15 protein-coding genes are annotated in these 20,588 nt (G+C 67.3%); 8 read left to right on the top strand and 7 right to left on the bottom strand.

The genetic code is table 11. From position 1 onward, the window contains the following. Positions 1-59 precede the first annotated feature (59 nt). Entirely contained in the window at positions 60-791 is a 732-nt protein-coding gene (locus tag AC6LJ5_RS26515) for a pseudouridine synthase (RefSeq protein ID WP_103276430.1), read from the top strand. 77 nt (positions 792-868) lie between these two features. Here AC6LJ5_RS26515 and AC6LJ5_RS26520 read toward each other — a convergent pair whose 3' ends face one another. Further along, a complete protein-coding gene (locus AC6LJ5_RS26520; RefSeq protein ID WP_103273986.1) occupies positions 869-1,771 on the bottom strand; it encodes a LysR family transcriptional regulator in 903 nt (300 codons plus the stop codon). Positions 1,772-2,163: 392 nt separating this feature from the next. Here AC6LJ5_RS26520 and AC6LJ5_RS26525 point away from each other — a divergent pair, with 392 nt between their 5' ends. Genes AC6LJ5_RS26525 through adeC form a run of 3 tightly spaced genes read left to right on the top strand, consistent with a single transcriptional unit; the run spans position 2,164 to position 8,009 of the window. Further along, positions 2,164-3,348: an efflux RND transporter periplasmic adaptor subunit gene (locus AC6LJ5_RS26525; protein ID WP_498142083.1), complete on the top strand. Its 1,185-nt coding sequence runs from the start codon at positions 2,164-2,166 to the stop codon at positions 3,346-3,348. Between the two features lie 15 nt (positions 3,349-3,363). Further along, positions 3,364-6,528 carry an efflux RND transporter permease subunit gene (locus tag AC6LJ5_RS26530; protein WP_103273988.1) on the top strand — a complete coding sequence of 1,055 codons (3,165 nt, stop codon included), beginning with the start codon at positions 3,364-3,366 and terminating at the stop codon, positions 6,526-6,528. Continuing rightward, the gene (gene adeC, locus AC6LJ5_RS26535; RefSeq protein ID WP_369869675.1) at positions 6,525-8,009 is read left to right on the top strand and encodes an AdeC/AdeK/OprM family multidrug efflux complex outer membrane factor; all 1,485 of its coding nucleotides are present in this window, start codon (positions 6,525-6,527) and stop codon (positions 8,007-8,009) included. The genes AC6LJ5_RS26530 and adeC overlap by 4 nt, the downstream gene beginning before the upstream one ends. Positions 8,010-8,112: 103 nt before the next feature. On the opposite strand, the gene AC6LJ5_RS26540 is transcribed toward adeC, so the two are convergent. After that, on the bottom strand, positions 8,113-8,364 hold the full coding sequence (locus tag AC6LJ5_RS26540) for a GlsB/YeaQ/YmgE family stress response membrane protein (RefSeq protein ID WP_103273989.1): 252 nt from the start codon (positions 8,362-8,364) through the stop codon (positions 8,113-8,115). 132 nt (positions 8,365-8,496) lie between these two features. Then, positions 8,497-9,111, bottom strand: a complete 615-nt coding sequence (locus AC6LJ5_RS26545; RefSeq protein WP_103273990.1) for an SCO family protein — start codon at positions 9,109-9,111, stop codon at positions 8,497-8,499. Positions 9,112-9,324: 213 nt separating this feature from the next. Between AC6LJ5_RS26545 and AC6LJ5_RS26550 the strand changes: the two genes are divergently transcribed. Then, on the top strand, positions 9,325-10,083 hold the full coding sequence (locus AC6LJ5_RS26550; RefSeq protein WP_498142084.1) for a class I SAM-dependent methyltransferase: 759 nt from the start codon (positions 9,325-9,327) through the stop codon (positions 10,081-10,083). A gap of 115 nt (positions 10,084-10,198) precedes the next feature. On the opposite strand, the gene AC6LJ5_RS26555 is transcribed toward AC6LJ5_RS26550, so the two are convergent. The 4 genes from AC6LJ5_RS26555 to AC6LJ5_RS26570 form a co-directional block, all read right to left on the bottom strand. Beyond that, on the bottom strand, positions 10,199-12,268 hold the full coding sequence (locus tag AC6LJ5_RS26555; RefSeq protein WP_103273991.1) for a M3 family metallopeptidase: 2,070 nt from the start codon (positions 12,266-12,268) through the stop codon (positions 10,199-10,201). A gap of 203 nt (positions 12,269-12,471) precedes the next feature. Beyond that, the gene (gene folD / locus AC6LJ5_RS26560) at positions 12,472-13,332 is read right to left on the bottom strand and encodes a bifunctional methylenetetrahydrofolate dehydrogenase/methenyltetrahydrofolate cyclohydrolase FolD (protein WP_103273992.1); all 861 of its coding nucleotides are present in this window, start codon (positions 13,330-13,332) and stop codon (positions 12,472-12,474) included. After that, complete coding sequence (locus tag AC6LJ5_RS26565; RefSeq protein ID WP_103273993.1) at positions 13,329-13,955, bottom strand: response regulator transcription factor; 627 nt, start codon at positions 13,953-13,955, stop codon at positions 13,329-13,331. The genes folD and AC6LJ5_RS26565 overlap by 4 nt, the downstream gene beginning before the upstream one ends. After that, on the bottom strand, positions 13,952-15,706 hold the full coding sequence (locus AC6LJ5_RS26570) for a PAS domain-containing sensor histidine kinase (RefSeq protein ID WP_103273994.1): 1,755 nt from the start codon (positions 15,704-15,706) through the stop codon (positions 13,952-13,954). The genes AC6LJ5_RS26565 and AC6LJ5_RS26570 overlap by 4 nt, the downstream gene beginning before the upstream one ends. A gap of 356 nt (positions 15,707-16,062) precedes the next feature. On the opposite strand from AC6LJ5_RS26570, the gene aceE reads away from it, so the two are divergent. From aceE to AC6LJ5_RS26585, 3 genes are all read left to right on the top strand, one after another. Then, complete coding sequence (aceE, locus tag AC6LJ5_RS26575) at positions 16,063-18,771, top strand: pyruvate dehydrogenase (acetyl-transferring), homodimeric type (RefSeq protein ID WP_498142085.1); 2,709 nt, start codon at positions 16,063-16,065, stop codon at positions 18,769-18,771. Positions 18,772-18,783: 12 nt separating this feature from the next. After that, complete coding sequence (aceF, locus tag AC6LJ5_RS26580) at positions 18,784-20,424, top strand: dihydrolipoyllysine-residue acetyltransferase (protein ID WP_392411203.1); 1,641 nt, start codon at positions 18,784-18,786, stop codon at positions 20,422-20,424. Between the two features lie 13 nt (positions 20,425-20,437). After that, positions 20,438-20,588: biotin/lipoyl-containing protein (locus tag AC6LJ5_RS26585; RefSeq protein WP_498142086.1), on the top strand; the 151-nt coding region annotated here is incomplete at its 3' end.

Here is a 20,588-nt window from a genome sequence, read left to right on the forward strand (position 1 = left end):
CCCTTGCGGCGTGATGCCGCAGGCCGGGCGGCGGCGGGGCTGGGCATACAATGGCGGCCATGGAAAAAGTACGCATCTCCAAGCTCATGTCCGAGCGTGGGCTCTGTTCGCGCCGCGAGGCCGATGGTTATATCGAGCGCGGCTGGGTCCGCGTCGACGGCGTGGTGGTGTCCGAACTGGGCGCCCGCGCGTTTCCCGACCAGGTCATCACGCTGGAACGCGCCGCGCAGGCGCGCCAGACCTCGCGCGTCACGATACTGATCAACAAGCCGGTGGGCTATGTGTCCGGCCAGGCCGAGAAGGGCTATACCCCGGCCGTGGCGCTGATCGACGCGCGTTCGCGCTTCGCCGCCGACCGCGCGCCGCAGCGCTTCGAGCGCGGCCATCTGGACGGCCTGGCCGTGGCCGGCCGGCTGGACATCGATTCCCAGGGCCTGCTGGTGCTGACGCAGGACGGTCGCATCGCCAAGCAGCTGATCGGCGAGGATTCCGAGGTCGACAAGGAATACCTGGTGCGCGTGCAGGGCAGCCTGTCGGATCGCGGCCTCGAACTGTTGAATCACGGCCTGTCGCTGGACGGCAAGGCCCTGCGGCCGGCCCAGGTGCGCTGGCAGAACAGCGACCAGCTGCGCTTCGTGCTGCGCGAGGGCAAGAAGCGTCAGATCCGCCGCATGTGCGAGCTGGTCGGCCTCAAGGTGGTGGGCCTGAAGCGCGTGCGCATCGGCCGCGTGGCGCTGGGCGACCTGCCGCTGGGGCAGTGGCGCTATCTGCGCGAGGACGAGCGCTTCTAGGTCTGCCCCGTCCCGGTCCGGGCGCCGCCCCGGGCCTTATCCGCACACAGATTTTTCAGTCTGTTTCCAGCGCGCCGTCATTTCATGAAAGCGGCGCTATCCTTCGTTGGCCCGCTACCCAGGCGCTCCATCAGGAATTCGATGAAGATCCGGGTCTTGGCGGGCAGGAGCCTGGTCTCGGTGACCGCATAGACGGGGAAGGGCCCCAGCTGCCAGTCGGGCAGCACCCGCAACAGCTGGCCCGAACGCTGTTCCTCGCGCTGGCCGCCGACCAGCACCGCGATGCCCGCGCCCAGCATCGCCAGCCGGCGCGCCATGGCGACGCCGTTGACCGAAAAGCGGTTGCCGGGCGTGAACTCGATGTGCTGGTCGCCGTTGTTCAGCGGCCAGCGCGTGACGCGGCCGGCGCCTTCCGCGCGGAACTCGATGCACTCGTGGCGGGTGAGGTCGCTGGGATGCTTGGGCTCCCCGTGTTTTTCCAGGTACTCGCGCGACGCGTACAGATAGGCCGGCAGCATGCCCAGCAGGCGCGCGATCTGCGTCGAGTCGGGCAGTTCGCCGATCTCGATGGACACGTCGCAGGTCTGGAACACGCGCTGCGCGTGGTCCGGGTTGGCGAGGTCGAGATAGAAGGTGACGTCCGGATAGCGCAGGGAGAATTCCATGAACGATTCGGCCAGGAAGTCCGTGCCGAAGTCGGCGGGCATGTTGACCCGCAGCGGGCCGACCGGGGTGTCGACCAGCTTCTGCAATTCTTCATGGGCGATCTGGGCCTCGGCCACGATCAGTTGGCAGCGTTCGAAGTACAGGCGGCCGGCGTCGGTCAGTTCGACCTTGCGCGTGGTGCGGCTGAGCAGGCGCAGCCCCACGGAGCGTTCGAGTTCGGCCACCTGGCGAGACAAAGTCGACTTGGGGATGCCCAGGCTGGCGGCGGCGCGGCTGAAACTATGCGTCTTGGCCACTTCGACGAAGAGCTCCATGCCTTGTAAACGTTTCATGGCGGAATTTTGTCATAGAGGGAGTCGTAAGATTGTCCCACAGATGGAATGATGTTTTCTCTTGATTGCTCTTTGTTTCTCGTGCGGGATAACGCAGAATGCGAGTTCTGCATTGCAGCAACGCCCTGCCTGACCGTCCGAGTCCACCATTTCCCCGAACCGCTACCCGATCCGCGCGCCGCGTGGACCCAGAGCTGTTGTTTTCCAAAATGTAGAGCGGGCGGGCCGTACACAAGCCGTCCGGGCGAGGTACGCTCGGCGCTTCCGGGCAAGGCCGTCTTCCGCCGTTGCGTCGCGCGTCAGTCCGCGCGGCCGGTCGGGGGGCAACTTTTATCGTGATTGGGAACTGAACGTATGAACAAGAAAAGCGCTATGTGGCGCGGCGCGGCGCGGCGGTCGTCGCGCTGACGGCATCGGCCCTCACCCTGGCCGCTTGCGGCAAGAAGCAGGACGCGCCCCAGGCGGGCAAGCCGCAGGTTTCGGTCGTGACCCTGTCCACCAAGGCGGTTTCCCTGACCACCGAGCTGCCGGGCCGGACCTCGGCCACGCGGAACGCCGAGGTCCGGCCGCAGGTCAACGGCATCGTGCAGAAGCGGCTGTACACCGAAGGCGGCGACGTCAAGGCCGGGCAGCAGCTCTACCAGATCGATCCCGCCTTGTACCAGGCCACGCTGGACAGCCAGAAGGCCGCCCTGGCGCGCGCCCAGGCGCAGCAGAAGACCGCCGCGCTGCTGGTCGAACGCTACAAGCCGCTGGTGGCCACGCGCGCCGTCAGCCAGCAGACCTATGACAACGCCGTCGCCTCGCGCGACCAGGCGGCCGCCGATGTGCTGTCGGCCAAGGCCGCGCTGGACACGGCGCGCATCAACCTGGTCTACACCAAGGTGCTGTCGCCCATCGACGGCATCATTGGCCGCTCCTCGGTGACCGAGGGCGCGCTGGTGACCGCCAATCAGGCCGCCGCGCTGGCCGCCGTGCAGCAGATCGATCCGATGTACGTCGACGTGACGCAGTCCAGCGTGCAACTGCTGCGCCTGCAGGAAGCGCTGGCCAGCGGCCAACTGACCCGCGCCGACGGCGAGCAGTCCGCGGTGGTCACGCTGACGCTGGAAGACGGCACGCAGTACAAGCAGCAGGGCAAGCTGCAGTTCTCGGAAGTCACGGTGGATCCGGGCACGGGTTCGGTCACGCTGCGGGCGGTGTTCCCCAATCCTGACCGCCGGCTGCTGCCGGGCATGTTCGTGCGCGCCCGCCTGGTCGACGGCGTGGCCAGCCAGGGACTGCTGGTGCCGCAGCGCGGCGTGACGCGCAACCAGCGCGGCGAGCCGACGGCGATGGTGGTCAACGCCGAGAACAAGGTCGAACTGCGCACCTTGAAGACCGACCGCGCCGTGGGCGACCAGTGGCTGGTCAGCTCGGGGCTGGCGGCGGGCGACAAGGTGATCGTCGAGGGTCTGCAGATGGTGCGTCCCGGCGTCGAGGTCGTGGCCACCGAGGCCGGCGCCAAGCCGCAGACGGCGCAGCAGCCGCCAGCGGCCGCCGACGCGAAGAAGCAGTAAGTCAGGGAGCCACGCATGGCAAAGTTTTTTATCGACAGGCCGGTATTCGCCTGGGTGATCGCGATCGTGCTGATGATGGCCGGCGCGCTTTCCATCCTGAAGCTGCCGGTCTCGCAGTACCCCAACATCGCGCCGCCGGCCATCGGCATCGCGGTGACCTATCCCGGCGCCTCGGCACAGACGGTGCAGGATACCGTGGTGCAGGTGATCGAGCAGCAGATGAACGGCCTGGACGGGCTGGAGTACATCTCGTCGGAAAGCAACTCCGACGGCAGCATGTCCATCACGCTGACCTTCCGTCAGGGCACCAACCCCGACACCGCGCAGGTGCAGGTGCAGAACAAGCTGTCGCTGGCGCAGCCGCTGCTGCCGCAGGAAGTGCAGCAGCAGGGCATCCGCGTCACCAAGGCCACCAAGAACTTCCTGATCGTGGCGGGTTTCGTCTCCACCGACGGCACCATGACCAAGGACGATCTGGCGGACTACGTGGCGTCCTATGTGCAGGATCCGATCAGCCGCACGCAAGGCGTTGGTGACTTCCAGCTGTTCGGCTCGCAGTACGCGATGCGCATCTGGCTGAATCCGGACAAGCTCATCAACTACGGCCTGACCACCACCGATGTGGTCAACGCCATCAAGGAGCAGAACGTCCAGGTGTCGTCCGGCCAGCTGGGCGGCCTGCCGGCCGTGCGCGGCCAGCAGCTCAACGCCACCATCATCGGACCGTCGCGCCTGCAGAAGCCGGAAGACTTCGGCCGCATCCTGCTGAAGGTCAATCAGGACGGCTCGCAGGTGCGCCTGGCCAACGTGGCCAGCATCGAGCTGGGCGGCCAGACCTACGCCATCGACAGCTACTTCAACGGCAAGCCGGCCTCGGGCCTGGCGGTCAAGCTGGCGCCGGGCGCCAATGCGCTGGACACGGCGCAGGCGGTGCGCGACACCATCAACAGCCTGAAGCCGTTCTTCCCGCCGGGCATGGACGTGGTCTATCCGTATGACACGACCCCGTTCGTCAGCCTGTCGATCGAGGAAGTGTTCAAGACGCTGGCCGAGGCCATCGTGCTGGTCTTCCTGGTGATGTATCTGTTCCTGCAGAACTTCCGCGCCACCATCATTCCGACGCTGGCGGTGCCGGTGGTGCTGCTGGGCACCTTCGGCGTGCTGGCGGCCTTCGGCTATTCCATCAACACGCTGACCATGTTCGGCATGGTGCTGGCCATCGGCCTGCTGGTGGACGACGCCATCGTGGTGGTGGAGAACGTCGAGCGGGTGATGGCCGAGGAAGGGCTGACGCCCAAGCAGGCTACGCGCAAGTCCATGACCCAGATCACGGGCGCGCTGATCGGCATCGCCATGGTGCTGGCCGCCGTGTTCATTCCCATGGCCTTCTTCGGCGGTTCGACGGGCGTGATCTACCGCCAGTTCTCGATCACCATCGTCTCGTCCATGGTGCTGTCGGTGATCGTGGCCATCGTCTTCACGCCGGCGCTGTGCGCCACCATGCTCAAGCCGATTCCCAAGGGCCATCATGGCGCCAAGCGCGGTTTCTTCGGCTGGTTCAACCGTACGTTCGACCGTAGCACCGAGGGCTATGCCAACACGGTGTCGCGCGTGCTGAACCGTGGCAAGCGGCTGATGCTGGTCTATCTGGCCATCGTCATCGCCATGGCCTGGATGTTCACGCGCATCCCGACCGCGTTCCTGCCGGATGAGGACCAGGGCATTCTCTTCGCCCAGATCCAGACGCCGTCGGGCGCCACCGCCGAGCGCACCAAGGCTGTCATCGACGAGGCCACCAAGTACCTGCTGGAAGAAGAGAAGGACGCTGTCACCTCGGTGTTCGCCGTCAACGGCTTCAACTTCGGCGGCCGTGGCCAGAACGCGTCCATCCTGTTCATCAAGCTGCGCGACTGGGACGAACGCGGCGCCGCCAGCCTGAAGGCCCGCGCCGTGGCCGCGCGCGCCAACGCCCACTTCCGCAAGACCGTGCGCGACGCCATGCTGTTCGTGGTGCCGCCGCCCTCGGTGATGGAGCTGGGCAACGTGACGGGCTTCGACTTCATGTTGATGGACCGCGCCGGCGTGGGGCACGAGAAGCTGCTGGCCGCGCGCAACCAGCTGCTGGGCGCCGCGGCCAAGAGCCCGGTGCTGCAGGGCGTGCGCCCGAACGGCATCGAGGACGCGCCGCAGTACCAGCTCGACATCGACCGCGAGAAGGCGCGCGCGCTGGGCGTGGCGGTGTCCGACATCAACAGCACGCTGGCCACCGCCTGGGGTTCGTCCTACGTCAACGACTTCATCGACCGGGGTCGCGTGAAAAAGGTGTTCGTGCAGGGCGACGCATCCGCGCGCATGCTGCCCGAGGACCTGGAGAAATGGTACGTGCGCAACAAGAACGGCGACATGGTTCCGTTCTCGGCCTTCTCGTCTGCCAGCTGGACCTACGGCCCGCAGAAGCTGAACCGCTACAACGGCTCGCCGTCCTTCAACATCCAGGGCCAGGCCGCGCCGGGCTACAGCTCGGGCGCCGCGATGCAGGAAATGGAGCGCCTGGCCGCGCAGCTGCCGACCGGCGTGGGCTACGAATGGACCGGCATGTCGTTCGAAGAGCGCTTGTCGGGCGCGCAGGCGCCGGCGCTCTATGCGATCTCGCTGATCGTGGTGTTCCTGTGCCTGGCCGCACTGTATGAAAGCTGGTCGATCCCGTCGGCGGTGATGCTGGTGGTGCCGCTGGGCATCATCGGGGCGCTGGCCGCGACCTTGCTGCGCGGGCTGTCCAACGACGTGTACTTCCAGGTGGGGCTGCTGACCACCGTGGGCCTGGCGGCGAAGAACGCGATCCTGATCGTGGAATTCGCCAAGGAGCACTACGAGTCGGGGGCGGGGCTGATCGAGTCGGCCATCCATGCCGCGCGCCAGCGCCTGCGGCCCATCCTGATGACCTCGCTGGCCTTCATCCTGGGCGTGGTGCCCCTGGCGATTTCCTCGGGCGCGGGCTCGGGCAGCCAGAACGCCATCGGCACCGGCGTGATCGGCGGCATGCTGACCGCCACCTTCCTGGCCATTTTCTTCGTTCCCACCTTCTTCGTGGTCATGCTCAAGCTGTTCAAGGTCAAGCGCATGAGCGAACAGCGCGACAAGCACGAAACCGACGTCGCGGCGGAGGGACCTGCGCAATGATGATTCCGATGAGAACCCTGTTGTCCGTATCCCTGGCGGCGGCCCTGGCGGGCTGCTCGCTGGCCCCGACCTACGAGCGCCCGGACGCGCCGGTCAGCGCCGCCTATCCGGCCGGCGCGGCCTACAAGCCCGACGCGGTCAACCCCCCCGGCGTGGCCACGGCCGACGTCGGCTGGCGCGACTTCTTCACCGACCCGCTGTTGCAGCGGCTGATCGAGATGTCGCTGGCCAACAACCGCGACCTGCGCGTGGCGGCGCTGAACGTCGAGGCCGCGCGCGCGCAATACCGCATTCAGCGTTCCAACCTGATGCCCAGCGTCGGTCTGGCCGGCAAGGAAACCGCGCAGCGCACGCCGGGCAGCCTGACGCCCAGCGGCGAGGCCACCACCAGCCACAACTACCAGGTGGGCGCCGCGCTGTCGACCTGGGAGCTGGACCTGTTCGGCCGCATCCGCAGCCTGAGCGACAAGGCGCTGGAGTCGTATCTGGCGCTGGACGAGACGCGCACGGCCACGCAGCTGTCGCTGGTCGCCGAAGTCGCCAACGCCTACCTGACGCTGCGCGCTGACCAGGAGCTGCTGGCGCTGACGCGCGACACGCTCAAGAGCCAGCAGGATTCGTTCAAGCTGACGCAGCAGAGCTACGACATCGGCCTGTCGACCGCGCTGGACCTGAGCCAGGCCGAGGTCGGCCTGCGCACCGCCGAACGCAACCTGTCGCAGTACACGCGCCAGGCCGCGCAGGACCGCAATGCGCTGGTGCTGCTGGCGGGCCAGCCGCTGCCCGACGACCTGTCGGCGGCGCTGGACCAGGCCGTGAGGCTGGACGACGGCATGCTGCCCACCGCCTTGCCGGCCGGGCTGCCGTCCGACCTGCTGGCGCGCCGCCCGGACATCCGCGCGGCCGAGCACCAGCTCAAGGGCGCCAACGCCAACATCGGCGCGGCGCGCGCGGCCTTCTTCCCGACCATCAGCCTGACCGGCACGGCGGGCACGGCCAGCTCCAGCCTGGGCGGCCTGTTCGATGGCGGTTCGGGGGCCTGGAGCTTCACGCCGCAGATCACGGTGCCGATCTTCGCCGGCGGCTCGCTGCTGGCCGGACTGGACCTGGCCCATGTGCAGAAGAACGTGCAGATCGCGCAGTACGAAAAGGCGATCCAGTCGGGCTTTCGCGAAGTGGCCGACGCGCTGGCCGGGCGCGGCACGCTGGACGAGCAGATCCAGGCGCAGCGCCTGCTGGTGGACGCCAGCCAGCGCGCCTACGATGTGTCCGACCAGCGCTTCCGCCAGGGTATCGACAACTACCTGAGCGTGCTGGATTCGCAGCGTTCGCTGTACAGCGCCCAGCAGTCTCTGGTGGACACGCGCCGCGCGCGTCTGTCCAACCTGGTGAACCTGTACAAGGCGCTGGGCGGCGGCTGGACCGAGCGCACCGCCTCGGCGGCGGGCGCGGCGCAACCGGCGCAAGCCGCCGGCGGCTGATCCGCGGGCCGGCTGGCGGCTAGGCAGCAAAAGCAACGGGCCGACCCCGCGAGGGGCCGGCCCGTTTTTCTGCGCGCCGGAACTGGCCGGGCAGGGCGCTGCGTCAGGCGCGTTTCTTGGCGATCAGGCCGACCACGAAGAGCACGATGATGGCGCCCACCACAGAGGCGATCCAGCCTGCCGGCTCGCCGTCGTGGTACCAGCCGAGCTGACGGCCGAGGAAGCCGGCGACCACCGAGCCGACGATGCCCAGGATGGTCGTCATGACGATGCCCATGGGCTGGTCCCCGGGCATGACGGCGCGGGCGATCAGGCCGACGATGAACCCGACGATGATCATGATGATGATGCTCATGCGCGTGCTCCTTGCGTAAGGAAAAGGTTGCGATGCGTCCCGATCATACTCACGCGCCGCGTTCATGGGGTGTAACAACACGTATGCGCGGCGCGCCCGCAACATGCTGCATCGCGATGGACGCCGACGGGTCTATGACGTCATGTCTATGAGCTGGCGGATGTCGCGGGTGAGCGCCTCGATGCTGTCGGTTTCCGAGGCCAGCAGCCGCGCGCGGCCCTTGTTGTCGAAAATGTACACGCCTCGGCTGTGCGTCACATCGTAGATCTCGGCGTCGTCGCCGGGCTTGGGCTTTTCGATCTGGTAGGCGACGCGGTAGCGGCGCGCCAGGTCGGCGATCTGCTTTTCGTCGCCGGTCACGCCGATGGCGTTCTTGTTGAACGCGTCCACATAGGCCTGCAGGATGTCGGGTGTATCGCGATGCGGATCCACGCTGACGAACACGATGCGCACGTCGCGCGCCTTGTCGCCCAGGTTCTGCAGCACGGCGGTCAGCTGGGCCATGGTGGTGGGGCAGATGTCCGGGCAGCTGGCGTAGCCGAAGAACAGCAGCACGGTCTTGCCCTTCAGGTCGTCGCTGCTGACGGTCTTGCCGCCCGCGCCGGGCAGCGAGAACTTCAGGTCGGGCAGGTGGCCCTTGACGTCGTAGAGGGTCCAGTTCACGTTCCGGTCGCCGCAGGCGGCGAGCAGGATGAACAGGGTCAGCAGCAGGCCGCGCCAGGCGCGGCCGCAAGTGAGGTGTCTCATGTATCCCAAGGCCGGTCGAGAAAGATAAACCCGTCGATTCTACCCGCAGGCCGGCGGCGGACGCGCCGGGCGCCCCCCGGACCGCGTGCGTTGGCGCAAGCGCGCCGCGCGCCGGCGCGGGCGTTTGTGAAGTTTTGTCGGAGCTTTGTCGTGAAAAGCGCTTTCGGGCCCGCTGGGGGCGCCGGCCGGAATATATTCAGCCATCAGTCAGGTTTGTGGCTGCAAGCACTTGAAGGCTGGACCATGCGCTACCCGTACTATCCATACTTTCCCGTCGTCCTCGACATTCTTCATTCGCGCGCCGCCGAGCAGGTGCTGGACGCGCCTTGCGGCACCGGCTGGCTTGGCGACAACCTGCACGCGACGGCCCGGGGCAGCGTCGAACTGGACGGCGTGGGGCTGTGGGAGTTTCCCGAAGCCGACGGCGGCTACCGCGAGGTCATCGAGCATGACCTGGAAACACCGCTGTCGCTGAACCGCCAGTACGACGCCGCCGTCTGCTGCGAAGCCATCCACCTGGTGACCAATCCCGGCGTGCTGGTCGAGAGCCTGCGGCGCGCATTGCGGCCGGGCGGCACCGTGGTCATCACCACGCCCAACACCTGGTACTTCCGCTCGCGCCTGCAGTTCCTGCTGCGCGGCTTCCATTCCGGCTTCCGGCCCATGGTGGGCCGCCAGCGCGGGCAGGACTACATCACGTATTTCCCCTGGAGCTATCCGCAGCTGCATCTGCTGCTGTCGCACTACGGCTACGTGGACATCACGCTGCACGAGGTCGACGAGGTCAAGCCCAAGCGGATGCTGGAGCATCTGCTGGCGCTGCCGTCGCGCCTGTATTACCGGCAGCGGATCAAGCGCGCCGAAAGCGAGGAAGCGCGGCAGTTCTGGCGCGAAGCCGCGCGCGACCAGTCGGTGCATGGCCGCTGGCTGGTGGTGTCGGCGCGGCGGTCGGTCGAGGACATGGCGGCCTGACGGGGACGGGCCGCAGGCGCGCATGCCGTGGCGCTGCGCGGCCTGTACAGCCCTGGTGGACGGAAAGACGGCCCGCGTGCGCGGGCCGTCTTGTCATGCAACCTGCGTCGTCGCGTCAGGCGGCGCTCATGCCGCTGTGGCGCAGCAACGCGTCAATACGCGGCGCGCGGCCACGGAAGGCGGCGAAGGATTCCGCCGCCGGACGCGAACCGCCCACGGCCAGCACTTCGCGGCGGAAGCGCGCGCCGGTCTCCGGGTCCAGCGTGCCCAGCGCCGAGCCGGACGGCTGGCGGGCGGCGGCTTCCTCGAAGGCCTCGTAGGCATCGGCCGACAGCACCTCGGCCCACTTGTAGCTGTAGTAGCCGGCGCCATAGCCGCCGGCGAACAGGTGCGAGAAGGCATGCGGCAGCCGGTGCCAGGCGGGCGGGAACAGCACCGCGACTTCCTGGCGCACTTCCTGCAGCAGGGCCAGCACCTGGGCGATGGAAATGCCCTGGGCGCGGTCGTGCATCAGCATGTCGAACAGCGCGAACTCGATCTGGCGCACGGTCTGCATGCCGCTCTGGTAGTTGCGCGCCGCGATCATGCGGTCGTAGAGCGCGCGCGGCAGCGTCTCGCCGGTGTCGGCGTGGGCCGACAGCTTCTGCACCACGGCCCATTCCCAGCAGAAGTTCTCCATGAATTGCGAGGGCAGTTCGATGGCGTCCCATTCCACGCTGGAGAAGGCGGCCGCGCCGGGCTCGTCCACTTCCGACAGCAGCGCGTGCAGCGCATGGCCGGTTTCGTGGAACAGCGTGATCACGTCGTCATGCGTCAGCACGGCGGCGCGCTCGCCGTTGGGGCGCGAGAAATTGCAGGTCAGGTAGGCCACCGGCGTCTGCAGGCGTCCGCCGGCCAGGCGGCGGGTGCGTTCGCTGTCGACCCAGGCGCCGCTCTGCTTGCCGGCGCGCGCGTACAGGTCCAGGTACAGATGGCCGATCAGCGCGCCCTCGGGGCTTTCCACGCGCACGCCGCGCACGTCGGCGTGCCAGGACGAAACCGGCGTTTCCACCAGGCGCACGTTGAACAGGGTCTCGATGACCTCGTACAGGCCGGCCAGCACGCGCGGCTCGGTGAAGTACTGCTTGACCTCGTCTTCCGAGTAGGCGTAGCGCGATTCGCGCAGGCGCTCGGAGGCATAGGGCACGTCCCAGGGCTGCAGTTCGGCCAGGCCCAGCTCGGCGTCGGCATAGGCGCGCAGCTCGGTCAGGTCGCGCTGCGCGTAGGGCTTGGCGCGCGCGGCCAGGTCGCGCAGGAACTCGGTGACTTCGCGGGCGTCGCGCGCCATGCGGGTCTGCAGGCGCAGCCCGGCGAAGGTGCCCAGGCCCAGCAGGCCGGCTTCCTCGGCGCGCAGCGACAGCAGCTCTTCGATCAGTGGCGAGTTGTCGAACTGCGCGTCACCCTGTTCCGACGCGACGGTGCCATAGCCGCGGTACAGCGCCTCGCGCAGGTCGCGGTCGCGGGCGTACTGCATCACCGGCAGGTAGCAGGGCATTTTCAGCGTCAGCTTCCAGCCCGGCTTGCCGTCTTCCTCGGCGGCGGCGCGGGCGGCGGCCAGCACGTCGGCCGGGATGCCGGCCAGGCGCGCTTCGTCCTCGACGAACAGCGACCAGGCGTCGATGGCGTCCAGCACGTTCTCGGAGAACTTCTGCGAGGCCTGGGCCTCGCGGTCGGAAATGGCGGCGTAGCGCTCGCGGTCGGCGCCCTGCAGCTCGACGCCGCTCAGCCGGAAGTCGCGCAGCGCCATCTCGACGATGCGGCGGCGCACCGGCGTCCAGGCGGCGAAGTCCGGCGCGGCGGCCAGGCGCTGGTATTGCTTGTACAGGCCCTCGTGCAGGCCGACCCAGGTGGAGAATTCGGTGACCAGCGGCAGCGCGGCGTTGTAGGCCTCGCGCAGCTCGGGCGTGTTGACCACGGCGTTCAGGTGGCCCGCCACCGACCAGGCGCGCCACAGCCGCTCGGACGCGGTGTCCAGCGGCTCGGCCACGGCTTCCCAGGTGGCCGGCAGCGACGGGTCGGCGGCGTGCTCGACGGCCTGGCGCGCGATGCCTAGCAGTTCCTCGACGGCGGGCACGATGTGCGCGGGCGTGACGGCCGCGTAGTCGACCAGGTCGGAGACGGGGGCAAGCAGGGGATTCTGGGTCATGGCGGTAGCGGGTGGGAAGGGGTTGCGGGACGCGGCGGATGGCGGCGCGGCATATGCCTAACAGGTAGGGGCGATCGGCCCGAACGCAAGGGCAGGATAGAACATCCTGTGCCGTCGCGCTGGCTGGGGGGAGCCGCCCGCCCGCCGGGCCGCGACGGGCCGGGATAGGGCGGACGGGAGCGGGGCCGGACGGCCCCGGTCGCTCAGGCGGTCAGCCCGGCCGCGCGCTCGGCGGCCTCGACCGTGTTGACCAGCAGCATGGCGATGGTCATGGGGCCCACGCCGCCCGGCACGGGCGTGATGGCGCCGGCCACCTGGCTGGCGGAGGCGAAGTCCACGTCGCCGCACAGCTTGCCGTCGGCGCCGCGATTGATGCCCACGTCGATGACGACGGCGCCCGGCTTGATCATCGAGCCGTCGATCATGCCCGGCTTGCCGGTCGCCACGACCAGCACGTCGGCGCGGCGCGTCTGCGCGGCCAGGTCGCGGGTCTTGGAGTTGCAGATCGTGATGGTGGCGCCCGCCTGCAGCAGCAGCATGGCCATGGGCTTGCCGACGATGTTGCTGGCGCCCACGATGACGGCCTCGGCGCCGCGCAGGGCCACGCCTTCGGATTCCAGCATCTTCATCACGCCGTAGGGCGTGCAGGGGCGGAACAGCGGCTGGCCGGTCATGAGCAGGCCGGCGTTGCTGACGTGGAAACCGTCCACGTCCTTTTCGGCGGCGATGGCCTCGATGACCTTGTGCGCGTCCATGTGCTTGGGCAGCGGCAGCTGCACCAGGATGCCGTGGATGGCCGGATCGCGGTTCAGCGTGTCGATGCGGGCCAGCAGATCGGCCTCGGTCATGTCCGCCGGGTACTGCTCTTTCACGGAATGCAGGCCGGCCTTTTCGCAGGCGGCGACCTTGTTGCGCACATACACCTGGGAGGCGGGATCTTCGCCCACCAGCACCACGGCCAGGCCGGGGCGGGCGCCTTGCGCGGCCAGCGCGGCAACGCGCTGGGCGACTTCTTCGCGGATACGCTGCGAGAGCGCGACGCCGTCAATGATTCTTGCTGTCATGCATGCGCCTCGGGCTTGGCCAGGGCAACCTTCATCAGGTCTGCTACGGTGGTCACTTCAAGTTTTTCCATGATGTTGGCGCGGTGCGCCTCGACGGTCTTGATGCTGATGCCCAGGTCGTCGGCGATCTGCTTGTTCAAGCGGCCGGCGACGATGCGCTCCAGCACCTGCTGCTCGCGCGCGGTCAGGCGCGCCAGCATGGCTTCGTGGTCTTTCTGGGCCTGGTGCTTGCTGACGCGCTGCGTCGCCTGCTCCAGCATGCGCGCCACGATCTCGCGCAGGTCCGATTCGTTGAACGGCTTTTCGAGGAAGTCGACCGCGCCCTTCTTCATGGTGGACACGGCCATGGGCACGTCGCCGTGGCCGGTGATGAAGACGATGGGCAGCGGGGCGTTGCGGGCGATCAGCTGTTCCTGCAGTTCCAGGCCGCTCATGCCGGGCATGCGCACGTCGGCGATCAGCACGCCGATCTGGGCCGGATCGTAGTCTTCCAGGAAGGACTCGCCGCTGGCGTAGGCACGGACGCGATAGCCATTGGCCTCCAGCAGCCAGCGCAGCGAATCGCGGACCGCTTCGTCGTCGTCAACAATGAATACCGTGCTCGACAGGTGGGGCGTGTTCATGCGTGCAACTCCTCTGACTGGTCATTCTGGGCCTGCGGCTGGGGTGCAGCGCAGGGCAGGGTAAAGCGGAAAATGGTGCCGCCGGCGGGATTGGGGTCTGCCCACAGGCGGCCGTGGTGCGATTCGATAATGGTACGGCAGATATTCAGCCCCATGCCCAGGCCCTGGGACTTGGTGCTGAAGAAAGGTTCGAACAGGCGCTCGGGCTCGGCCAGGCCGTGGCCGCGGTCGACCACGGCCACCTCGATGTGCTGCTCGTGCAGGATCACGGCCACCTTGAGCTCGTCGGACTCGCTCTTTTCCATGGCTTCCAGGCCGTTCTTGAGCAGGTTGAGCAGCACCTGTTCGATCAGGATCGGGTCGGCCAGCACGTCCGGCGCGTTGGACGGCACGAAGCTGTCGATGCGGATGCGGCGCTTGCGCGCGTCGATTTCGGCGAAGCCGATGGCGTTGTCGACGATGCGGCCGATGGCCACGCGCTGGCGGCGCGGCTCGCTGCGTTTCACGAATTCGCGGATGCGGCTGATGATCTTGCCGGCGCGCTCGGCCTGCGAGGCGGCCTTTTCCAGCGCCGGCAGCAGCATGTTGGGGCTGGTGTGCCCGGCCTTGACCAGGGCCACCGCGCCCATGCTGTAGTTGGCGATGGCGGTCAGCGGCTGGTTCAGCTCGTGCGCCAGCGACGAGGCCATCTCGCCCATGGTGGTCAGGCGGCTGGTGAGCTGGATCTTCTCCTGCTGCACGCGCGAGGCTTCCTCATGCGTGCGACGCTCGGTGATGTCGCGCGCCACCTGCATGCGCACGCGGCGGCCGTCGGTCCAGGCCAGCATGCGGTGATGCACCTCGAACCAGCGCTGCACCGAAGGCGCGAACACTTCGACGGATTCGTCGGTGAAGCGGCCACGGCGGCCGGCCAGCAGTTCGTCATGGCCGCCGGTCTGGGCGCCGAACACGCGGCGGTAGGTGCGGTTGGCGAACAGCAGCTCCAGGCCGTCGTGGGTGTCGGCCGTGACCGAGATGGCGTCGTCCAGGCCTTCGAGCACCGTCATGAAGCGTTCGTGCGCGGCGGTCAGCGCCTCGCGGATGCGCTTGGGCTCGGTGATGTCGGTCATGGAGGTCATCCAGCCGATCTGGTTGCCGTTGGGGTCCAGCAGCGGCGACACGTACATGCGGGCGGTGAAGCGCGAGCCGTCGCGGCGCTGGGCCTCGACCTCCAGGCCGCTGCTGGGCGTCTTGCCCGACATCAGCACGTCCAGCGTGTGCTGATGCTGTTCGTGGCGGCCGGGCACCCAATAGGGGAAGGGCGGGCTGCGGCCGATCAGGTCGGCCTCGTTCCAGCCGATCATGCGGCAGAAGGCGGGATTGACGTAGGCGATGCGGCCTTCCATGTCGAGCACCCGCATGCCGGTGGACATGGAGTTCTCCATGGCGCGGCGAAAGCCGGTCTCGGCGATCAGCGCGGCCTCGGCCGTCGAGCGGAAGCGGGTATAGCGCCACAGCATCAGCAGGCTGATGATGATCACGCAGGACAGCGCCAGCACCACCCAGAGCAGCCGTTGCTGGCGCATTTCCTGGTCGATGGTGACGAACATGACGCTGTCGTCGTGGATGCGCTGCAGCCAGAAGAACACCGCCATCACACAGATATAAAGGATCAGCACCAGGGCTGGCGTGACCCAGTACACCCCGCGGCGGCGCGTGCGGGCGTGGTCGTGGAATGGGGTGGGGATGTTGGACTTGGGCGCGCTGGACATGGAATTCGGGCCAGATAGACCCGGCATTTTAGTGCGTGTTGCCGGGGAATTGCCGGGAATCAAGCGGCCTATTGCGTGGACAGGCTAAAAAATTGCGCCGATGCACCTTTCAGCTTGCGGTCATGATTTCACTTTGTGAAATGCCGTACCGCAACATGAAATTTTCCTTGCGACCGGTTAATCTTCTTTCTTAGAATGCCGGCTGATAAGGGAACCCTACCCGAAGGCAGGTTTCCAGAACACCCACGACCCATGCAGGACATGGTAGCCCGGATGATCCGGACGCCACGGACTGGCCGCGAGCAGACCAATAAGCGCGGGTGTGGTCATGAACGAACCCCAATAGGAGACACACGATGTCCTCTTTCGCCCAGGCTGGCGCCGTGCAGGCTGCCAACGACGAAGACACCCTAGAGACCCAGGAGTGGCTCGAAGCCCTGGCAGCCGTCCTTGACCGCGAAGGACCGCAGCGCGCGCACTACCTGCTGGAACGCCTGATCGACGAGGCGCGCCGCTCCGGTGCCCACATCCCGTTCTCGCCCAACACCGCCTACGTCAACACGATCCCGCCCGGCCTGGAGCCGGCGCATCCGGGCAACCTGGAACTGGAATCGCGCATCCGCTCGTACGTGCGCTGGAACGCCATGGCCATGGTGGTCAAGGCCAACAAGCACAACCCGCCGGACGGCGGCGACCTGGGCGGCCACATCGCCTCCTTCGCCTCGCTGGCCACCATGATCGGCTGCGGCCAGAACCACTTCTGGCACGCCGAGACCGAGAACCACGGCGGCGACCTGGTCTACTTCCAGGGCCACACCTCGCCCGGCATGTACGGCCGCGCCTACCTCGAAGGCCGCCTGACCGAAGACCAGCTGAACCACTTCCGTCAGGAAGTGGACGGCAAGGGCCTGTCCTCGTACCCGCATCCGAAGCTGATGCCGGACTTCTGGCAGTTCCCCACGGTGTCGATGGGCCTGGGCCCGCTGATGGCCATCTACCAGGCGCGCTTCCTGAAGTACCTGCACGCCCGCGGCATCGCCGACACCAGCCGCCGCAAGGTCTGGGTCTTCTGCGGCGACGGCGAGATGGACGAGCCGGAATCGCTGGGCGCCATCGCCCTGGCTGCGCGCGAGAAGCTGGACAACCTGATCTTCGTCATCAACTGCAACCTGCAGCGTCTGGACGGCCCGGTGCGCGGCAACGGCAAGATCATCCAGGAGCTGGAAGGTGACTTCCGCGGTTCGGGCTGGAACGTGATCAAGCTGATCTGGGGCGGCTACTGGGATCCGCTGCTGGCGCACGACAAGGAAGGCATCCTGCGCAAGATCATGGAAGAGACCGTCGATGGCGAGTACCAGGCGTACAAGGCCAACGACGGCAAGTTCGTGCGCGAGCATTTCTTCGGCAAGCACCCCAAGCTGCTGGAAGCCGTGTCGCGCATGAGCGACGAGGACATCTGGCGCCTGAACCGTGGCGGCCATGACCCGCACAAGGTGTTCGCCGCGTTCGACGCCGCCACCAAGCACGAAGGCCAGCCTACCGTCATCCTGGCCAAGACCATCAAGGGCTACGGCATGGGCCACGTCGGCCAGGCCAAGAACCCCACCCACCAGCAGAAGAAGCTGGAGCTGGACTCGATCCGCGAATTCCGCGACCGCTTCGCCATCCCGATCCCGGACGACCAGCTGGCCGATCTGCCGTACTTCAAGCCGGCGGAAGATTCGCCCGAAATGAAGTACCTGCACGAGCGCCGCGCCGCGCTGGGCGGCTACCTGCCGCGCCGCCGTCAGAAGGCTGACGAACAGCTCAAGGCCCCGGCGCTGGACGCCTTCAAGGCCGTGCTGGAGCCCACCGCGGAAGGCCGCGAGATCTCCACCACCCAGGCTTTCGTGCGCATCCTGAACCAGGTGCTGCGCGACAAGGACCTGGGTCCGCGCGTCGTGCCGATCCTGGCCGACGAATCGCGCACCTTCGGCATGGAAGGCCTGTTCCGCCAGATCGGCATCTACGCGCCGGAAGGCCAGAAGTACACCCCGGTCGACAAGGACCAGGTCATGTACTACAAGGAAGCGGCCGATGGCCAGCTCCTGCAGGAAGGCATCAACGAAGCGGGCGCGATGAGCTCGTGGATCGCGGCGGCCACGTCGTACTCCTCGAACAACCGCATCATGATCCCGTTCTTCATCTACTACTCGATGTTCGGGTTCCAGCGCATCGGCGACCTGGCCTGGGCGGCCGGCGACATGCAGGCGCGCGGCTTCCTGCTGGGCGGCACCGCCGGGCGCACCACGCTCAACGGCGAGGGCCTGCAGCACGAGGACGGCCACAGCCACATCCTGGCCTCGACCATCCCCAACTGCGTCTCGTACGATCCGACGTTCGGCCATGAACTGGCCGTGATCATCCAGCATGGCCTGAAGCGCATGGTGGAAGACCAGGAAAACGTCTACTACTACCTGACGGTGATGAACGAGAACTACCCGCAGCCCGGTCTGACCACGGGCGACGAGGAAGGCATCATCAAGGGCATGTACAAGCTCAAGTCGCACGGCAAGGGCAAGAACCGCGTGCAGCTGATGGGTTCGGGCACGATCCTGCGCGAAGTCATGGCCGCGCAGGAACTGCTCGAAGCCGACTGGGGCGTCGCCTCCGACCTGTGGAGCGTCACCAGCTTCACCGAGCTGCGCCGCAACGGCCTGGACGCCGAGCGCCACAACATGCTGCACCCGGACGAGAAGAAGCCGCAGGTGGCTTATGTCACCGAGCAGCTGGCCAAGACCGAAGGCCCGATCATCGCGTCGACCGACTACATGAAGCTGTTCGCCGACCAGATCCGTCCGTTCGTGCCGAAGGGCCGCGAATACAAGGTGCTGGGCACCGACGGCTTCGGCCGCTCGGACTTCCGCTCGAAGCTGCGTGAGCACTTCGAGGTGGACCGCCACTTCGTCGTGGTCGCCGCGCTGCGCGCGCTGGCCGACGAAGGCAAGCTGCCGCTCGCCAAGGTGGCCGAGGCCATCAAGAAGTACGGCATCAATCCGAACAAAGCCAACCCGCAATACGCCTGAGGGTAAAGAGACATGAGCAACATCGTGCAGATCAAGGTTCCGGACATCGGTGACTTCAAGGAAGTGGAAGTCATCGAGGTGCTGGTGTCGGTGGGCGACACGATCAAGGCCGAGCAGAGCCTGATCACGGTGGAGTCCGACAAGGCGTCGATGGAGATTCCGGCCTCGCAGGGCGGGGTGGTGAAGTCGATCAGCGTGAAGGTTGGCGACAAGGTTGCGGAAGGCACGGTGGTGCTGGAAGTGGAGGCGGCAGGCGCCGCCGCCGCGCCCGCCGCCGCGCCCGCTGCTGCTGCGCCGGCCAAGGCCGCTGAAGCTGCCAAGCCTGCCGCTGCTGCCGCGCCGGCTCCGGCTGCCAGCGCCGGTCCCGTCGAGATCCAGGTGCCGGACATCGGCGACTTCAAGGAAGTCGAGGTCATCGAAGTCATGGTCGCCGTGGGCGACACGATCAAGGCCGAGCAGAGCCTGATCACCGTCGAGTCCGACAAGGCCTCGATGGAGATTCCCGCCTCGCAGGGCGGCGTGGTCAAGGAAGTGAAGGTCAAGGTCGGCGACAAGGTCGCCAAGGGCTCGGTCGTGGTCGTGGTGGAAGGCTCGGCTCCGGCCGCCGCCGCGCCCGCCCAGGCCGCTGCCGCCGCGCCCGCGCCCAAGGCCGAGGCGCCGGCACCGGCGGCTCCCGCCGCCGCGCCGGCCGCGCGTCCGGCTCCGGCCGCCGCGCTGGAAGACGCCAACCTGAAGCCGGGCCAGCTGCCGCACGCTTCGCCCTCGGTGCGCAAGTTCGCGCGCGAGCTGGGCGTGAATCTGAGCAAGGTCAAGGGCTCCGGTCCCAAGGACCGCATCACGGCCGACGACGTGCGCGCCTTCGTCAAGCAGGCGCTGGCCGCTCCGGCCGCCGTCGCCGGCGGTTCGGCCGACGGCGCCGCGCTGGGCCTCTTGCCGTGGCCCAAGGTCGACTTCACCAAGTTCGGCCCGATCGAAGCCAAGCCGCTGTCGCGCATCAAGAAGATCTCCGGCGCGAACCTGCATCGCAACTGGGTCATGATCCCGCACGTCACCAACAATGACGAAGCGGACATCACCGACCTGGAAGCGCTGCGCGTCACGCTGAACAAGGAAAACGAGAAGTCGGGCATCAAGGTCACGATGCTGGCCTTCCTGATCAAGGCCGTGGTCGCGGCCCTGAAGAAGTTCCCCGAGTTCAACGCCTCGCTGGACGGCGACAATCTGGTGCTCAAGCAGTACTACCACATCGGCTTCGCCGCCGATACGCCCAACGGGCTGGTGGTGCCGGTGATCCGCGATGCCGACAAGAAGGGCATCCTGCAGATCGCCCAGGAAATGACCGATCTGTCCAAGAAGGCCCGCGACGGCAAGATCTCGCCGGCCGACATGCAGGGCGGCTGCTTCTCGATCTCGTCGCTGGGCGGCATCGGCGGCACCTCGTTCACGCCCATCATCAATGCGCCCGAAGTGGCCATCCTGGGCGTGTCGCGTTCGTCGCACAAGCCGGTCTGGGACGGCAAGCAGTTCGTGCCGCGCCTGATCGTGCCGCTGTCGCTGTCCTATGACCACCGCGTCATCGACGGCGCCGCCGCGGCCCGCTTCAACGCCTATCTGGGCGCGCTGCTGGCCGACTTCCGTCGCATCGCGCTGTAACCGGGGAGCCTTCATGAGCAATACCGTTCAAATCAAGGTTCCGGACATCGGCGACTTCAAGGAAGTGGAAGTCATCGAAGTGCTGGTGTCGGTGGGCGACACGATCAAGGCCGAGCAGAGCCTGATCACGGTGGAGTCCGACAAGGCGTCGATGGAGATTCCGG

This window comes from Achromobacter sp. 1011791174 (assembly GCF_059760925.1).

Bases quoted from the DNA above. Each gene is read 5' to 3' on its own strand.
- AC6LJ5_RS26530 (WP_103273988.1), top strand. From the start codon at position 3,364: ATGGCAAAGTTTTTTATCGACAGGCCGGTATTCGCCTGGGTGATCGCG.
- AC6LJ5_RS26540 (WP_103273989.1), bottom strand. From the start codon at position 8,364: ATGAGCATCATCATCATGATCATCGTCGGGTTCATCGTCGGCCTGATC.
- AC6LJ5_RS26545 (WP_103273990.1), bottom strand. From the start codon at position 9,111: ATGAGACACCTCACTTGCGGCCGCGCCTGGCGCGGCCTGCTGCTGACC.
- AC6LJ5_RS26520 (WP_103273986.1), bottom strand. From the start codon at position 1,771: ATGGAGCTCTTCGTCGAAGTGGCCAAGACGCATAGTTTCAGCCGCGCC.
- AC6LJ5_RS26565 (WP_103273993.1), bottom strand. From the start codon at position 13,955: ATGAACACGCCCCACCTGTCGAGCACGGTATTCATTGTTGACGACGAC.
- AC6LJ5_RS26570 (WP_103273994.1), bottom strand. From the start codon at position 15,706: ATGTCCAGCGCGCCCAAGTCCAACATCCCCACCCCATTCCACGACCAC.
- folD (WP_103273992.1), bottom strand. From the start codon at position 13,332: ATGACAGCAAGAATCATTGACGGCGTCGCGCTCTCGCAGCGTATCCGC.
- aceF (WP_392411203.1), top strand. From the start codon at position 18,784: ATGAGCAACATCGTGCAGATCAAGGTTCCGGACATCGGTGACTTCAAG.
- adeC (WP_369869675.1), top strand. From the start codon at position 6,525: ATGATGATTCCGATGAGAACCCTGTTGTCCGTATCCCTGGCGGCGGCC.
- aceE (WP_498142085.1), top strand. From the start codon at position 16,063: ATGTCCTCTTTCGCCCAGGCTGGCGCCGTGCAGGCTGCCAACGACGAA.
- AC6LJ5_RS26555 (WP_103273991.1), bottom strand. From the start codon at position 12,268: ATGACCCAGAATCCCCTGCTTGCCCCCGTCTCCGACCTGGTCGACTAC.
- AC6LJ5_RS26515 (WP_103276430.1), top strand. From the start codon at position 60: ATGGAAAAAGTACGCATCTCCAAGCTCATGTCCGAGCGTGGGCTCTGT.